This window comes from Pseudomonas sp. R62 (assembly GCF_000257605.1).
GTDB lineage: Bacteria > Pseudomonadota > Gammaproteobacteria > Pseudomonadales > Pseudomonadaceae > Aquipseudomonas > Aquipseudomonas atacamensis.
Map to the genome: position 1 here is coordinate 1764411 of NZ_JH635999.1, position 4535 is coordinate 1768945.

Below are 4535 nucleotides of genomic sequence, written 5' to 3' on the forward strand. Positions count from 1 at the left end.
GTTCCTCAACCCGCAGCGTCCGGGGAAAGGTCGATGAACGGCCTCGAACAACTGCAACTGCTGATCTCGCCGCCGCCGATCGCCTTCTGGCCGCCGGCGCCGGGCTGGTGGCTGCTGCTTCTGCTGTTGCCGCTGCTGGGTTTTGCCGTGTGGAAGCTGCGCCGTTTCATTCCGATGAAGAAACGCCCGGTGGTACGCGCCGAGCAACCGCTGGACCCGGTGCGCATCGCCGCGCTGGCCGAACTGGCGCAAATGCCCAAGCCTTACGACGGCGCACCCGCCGGCGCCTGGCTGCAACAACTCAACGGCCTGCTCAAACGCCTGTGCCGCAACCACTATCCGTACAGCCAGAGCCACACCCTCAACGGCCGCAAATGGCTGGCCTTCCTTGACAACCGCTGCCCGGCTGCCGGCCTGACGCGCTGGATGGTGCTGGTCGAAGGCGCGTACAAACCGGAATGCAAACTCGATGACAAAGCCATCGCCGGCCTGACCCAAGCGGTCGACACGTGGATTCGCAAACATGTTTGAGTTCGCCTGGCCGTGGATCTTCGTGCTGTTGCCGCTGCCGTGGCTGATGCGTCTTGTTCTGCCGGTGGCCGACAGCGGCGAGCCGGCGCTCAAAGTCAGTTTCCTCGCCGACCTTGAAGGCCTCGCCCGCCGCCGCGCCCGTGCGAACTTGCCGGCGTGGCGGCAGCAGGCGCCGTTTATCTTGCTGTGGCTGATCCTGCTGATCGCCGCCGCCCGCCCGCAATGGCTCGGCGAACCGCTGCCGATTGCCGCCAGTGGCCGTGATCTGCTGGTGGCGGTGGACGTGTCCGGTTCGATGGATTTTCCCGACATGCAATGGCAGGACGAACAAGTCAGTCGCCTGTCGCTGGTGCAGCACTTGCTCGGTGATTTCCTCGAAAGCCGCGACGGCGACCGCGTCGGCCTGATCCTGTTCGGCAGCCAGGCCTACCTGCAAGCGCCACTGACCTTTGACCGGCGCACCGTTCGCGTGTGGCTCGACGAGGCGCGGATCGGCATCGCCGGCAAGAACACCGCGATCGGCGACGCTATCGGCCTGGCCCTGAAACGCCTGCGCCTGCGCCCGGCGCAAAGTCGCGTGCTGATTCTGGTCACCGACGGCGCCAACAACGGCGGCGAAATCAATCCGCTGACGGCCGCGAAACTCGCCGCCAGCGAGGGCGTCAGAATCTATCCGATCGGCATCGGCGCCAATCCCGAGGACAGCGGCTCGACCGGCCTGCTCGGCGTGAACCCGAGCCTTGATCTGGATGAACCGGCACTCAAAGCCATCGCCGAAATCACCGGCGGCCAGTACTTCCGCGCCCATGACGGCCTGGAGCTGCAAGCGATCAAGGACACCCTCGATCAGCTCGAACCGGTGACCCAGCAACCGACTCAGGCACGCCCGGCGCAAGCCTTGTATCACTGGCCGCTAGCGTTGGCGCTATGGTTGAGCCTGTTGCTGGTCGTCCGCGAGCTGTGGCCGGACAACCCGCTGCAACGCCTGTTTACCAAACAACTGTATTTGCAAAGTCCACTGCCGGACTGGCGTCAGCGCTTGCAGCGTTTGCGTCTGCGGAGGCGCCGATGATCGCGCTCTGGCCGTACTGGTTCCGCCCTTGGTGGCTGTTGCTGTTGCCGCTGCTCGGCTGGCTGCTCTGGCAACTCTGGCACCGACAGAAACGCGCCGGTCGCTGGCAGATGATTCTGCCGCCGGCATTCCACGCTGCGCTGCTCAGTGGCGGCAGCGGTCGCCAGAGCAAACTGCCGTGGATCGCCCTTGGCGTGGCGTGGTTGCTGACCATTCTGGCCTTGCTTGGGCCGAGCTGGGAGCGCGTCGAACAGACCAGCCAGAAACCCGCCGATCCGCTGGTAGTCGTGCTCGAACTGACCCCGGAGATGCTCGCCACCGACTCGCCACCGACGCGTCTGGAACAGGCGCGGCGCAAGCTGTTCGACCTGTTGCAGGCGCGCAGCGATGCGCAGACCGCCATCGTCGTTTATGCCGGCAGCGCGCACACGCTGGTGCCGCTGTCGGATGATCTGGCCACCAGTCGCAACCTGCTCGACGCGCTCAAGCCGTCGCTGATGCCGGAAGCCGGCCACCGCGCCGATCTGGCCGTGGACAAAGCACTTGCCCTGCTCAAGCAAGGTGCGCTGGGACAGGGACGGATTTTGCTGATCGGTTCGTCGCTCAATGAAGAAGAACGGCGAGGCATTCGCCGAGCGCTGAATGGCGAGTCGACGCAACTGCTGATGCTCGGCATCGGCACCGCCGAAGGTGCGCCGATTGCCCAGGAGGACGGCAGTTTCCTCAAGGACGAGCAAGGCGCGATCCGCGTGCCGCAACTCGACAGTCCTGGTCTGGCGACATTCCTCAACAGCGTCGGCGGCGAGTATCACCCGGCGCGTCTCGACGAGGCTGATCTTGGCGCCCTCGGTTTGCTCAACGGCCCGCGCAGCCTGCGCGACGACGGCCAGACCGTGCGCCTCGATACGTGGGCCGATCAGGGCTACTGGCTGCTGTTGCCGCTGCTATTGCTCGCCGCTTGTGCCGGGCGCCGTGGTTGGCTGTTCTGCCTGCCGCTGCTGTGGTGCCTGCCGCAACCGAGCTACGCTTTCGATTTCGAAGACTTGTGGCTGCGCCCCGACCAGCAGGGTTTGCACCTGCTCAAGCAGAAACGCCCGGCCGAAGCCGCGCAGCATTTTGAAGATCATCAGTGGCAAGGGGTGGCGTTGTACGAGGCCGGCGACTACAGTGGCGCCGCTCAGCGCTTCGCCGAGGGCAGCGATGCCCGCGCCCACTACAATCGTGGCAACGCTCTGGCAAAAAGTGGCGAGCTGGAAGCGGCGATCGATGCCTACGAACAGGCGCTCGAGCTGCAACCGGATCTGCGTCCGGCGCAGACCAACAAGGCGCTGGTGGAAAACCTGCTGAAGCAGAAAAACGCCCCGCCGCCGCCCGAACCGGATAACCAGCCGAACGAACAAAGTCTGCCCGGCGATGAGCCCTCGCCCACCACCGCGCCCCCTCCGGCGGTGAGCAGTGAAACCCAGAGCGAGGCGCAACCGGCCGAGTCGGCCAGCGAACCGCCGCCGACCGCCCCGCCGCTGCCCGGCCCCAATGAAATCCCCGGCAGCAACGAGGAAGAGGAAACCGACACGGTGCCGACCCTGCGCCCGAGCGAGAACAACCTCGAAGGCGAGCAGCGTCAGGCGCTCGAACAATGGCTGGGCAAGATCCCGGACGACCCGGGCGAACTGCTCAGGCGCAAATTCTGGTACGAACAGCAACAACATCAGGATCAGGAAAACAATCGATGACCCGCTTCACCGCTCTCTTGCTGCCCCTGCTGATCTGCACGGCCACCGCTCAAGCGGCCGAGCTGACTGCCAGCGTGGATCGCAGTCGCCTGAACTCCGGCGAGACGGTCGAGCTCACCCTCGAAACTGACGACGTCACCCAGTTCGGCAAGCCCGATCTGTCGGCGCTGGAAGCGCTGTTCGAAGTGCGCGGCACGCGCCAGGTCAACCAGCTCAACACCCTCAACGGCGACAACCGCGCAACCACACGCTGGATCATCACCCTGCTGCCGAAAGAAAACGGCAGCGTCGTGATTCCGCCGCTGCAACTGGGCGACGCACAGAGCCAGCCGATCACCGTGCAGGTGATCGCCAGCGACAACCGCGAAGACAACAACAGCCTTGATCCGGTGTTCATCGAAGCCAGCCTCGATCAGACCAGCGTTTACGTACAGGCCCAGGCCATCCTGACCCTGCGCATCTATCATTCAGTCTCGCTGTACGACGACAGCAGCCTGAGCCCGCTGCAAATCGCCGATGCGCGCATCGAACAACTTGGCGACACGCGCACCTACGAAAAAGACATCAATGGCCTGCGCCACGGCGTGATCGAGATGCGCTACGCGATCTATCCGCAACACAGCGGCCCGCTGACGATCGCCCCGCAGACGTTCAGCGCCACGCTGGTCGATACCGCGCCATCGGCAGACGCCTCGGGGCCCAAGCCCGGCAAACTGATGCGAGTGAGCTCGGCGTCGATTCCGCTGACGGTCAAACCGAAACCGCTGACCTACCCGGTCGATGCACCATGGCTGCCGGCGCGCAGCCTCAACCTCAGCGAAAGCTGGAGCCCGGAACCGGATCACACCCAGGTCGGCGATTCCCTGACCCGCAGCCTGACGCTCAAAGTCGAAGGCCTCGCCAGCTCGCAACTCCCCGCCCTGCCCGCCACCGACGTCAACGGCCTGCGCCGCTACCCCGATCAACCCGTGCTGAGCAACCAGAGCAGCGACCGCGGCATCATTGGCAGCCGCGAAGAACGCGAAGCCCTGGTGCCAAGCCGCAGCGGCGCGATCGACCTGCCAACCGTCGACGTGGTCTGGTGGAACACCTTCGAAGACCACCTCGAACACAGCAGCCTGCCCGCGCGCACCCTGCAAGTCGCGAACAACCCCAGCCTGCAAATCGACACCCCGGCCGGCACCCTGCAACCGAGCACG

The 4535-nt window shown here is 65.2% G+C and carries 4 protein-coding genes; all 4 read left to right on the forward strand.

Translation table 11 applies throughout. From position 1 onward, the window contains the following. Window positions 1-33 precede the first annotated feature (33 nt). Window positions 34-531, forward strand: a complete 498-nt coding sequence (locus OQK_RS25845; protein WP_016774989.1) for a DUF4381 domain-containing protein — start codon at window positions 34-36, stop codon at window positions 529-531. Then, window positions 524-1603, forward strand: a complete 1080-nt coding sequence (locus tag OQK_RS25850; RefSeq protein WP_016774990.1) for a vWA domain-containing protein — start codon at window positions 524-526, stop codon at window positions 1601-1603. Before OQK_RS25845 ends, OQK_RS25850 begins: the two co-directional genes overlap by 8 nt. Continuing rightward, window positions 1600-3336, forward strand: a complete 1737-nt coding sequence (locus OQK_RS25855; protein WP_016774991.1) for a vWA domain-containing protein — start codon at window positions 1600-1602, stop codon at window positions 3334-3336. The genes OQK_RS25850 and OQK_RS25855 overlap by 4 nt, the downstream gene beginning before the upstream one ends. Further along, window positions 3333-4535 (forward strand): BatD family protein (locus OQK_RS25860; protein ID WP_038862187.1); only part of this gene is annotated, 1203 nt, incomplete at its 3' end. The genes OQK_RS25855 and OQK_RS25860, both read left to right, overlap by 4 nt.

Bases quoted from the DNA above. Each gene is read 5' to 3' on its own strand.
- OQK_RS25845 (WP_016774989.1), top strand. From the start codon at position 34: ATGAACGGCCTCGAACAACTGCAACTGCTGATCTCGCCGCCGCCGATC.
- OQK_RS25850 (WP_016774990.1), top strand. From the start codon at position 524: ATGTTTGAGTTCGCCTGGCCGTGGATCTTCGTGCTGTTGCCGCTGCCG.
- OQK_RS25855 (WP_016774991.1), top strand. From the start codon at position 1,600: ATGATCGCGCTCTGGCCGTACTGGTTCCGCCCTTGGTGGCTGTTGCTG.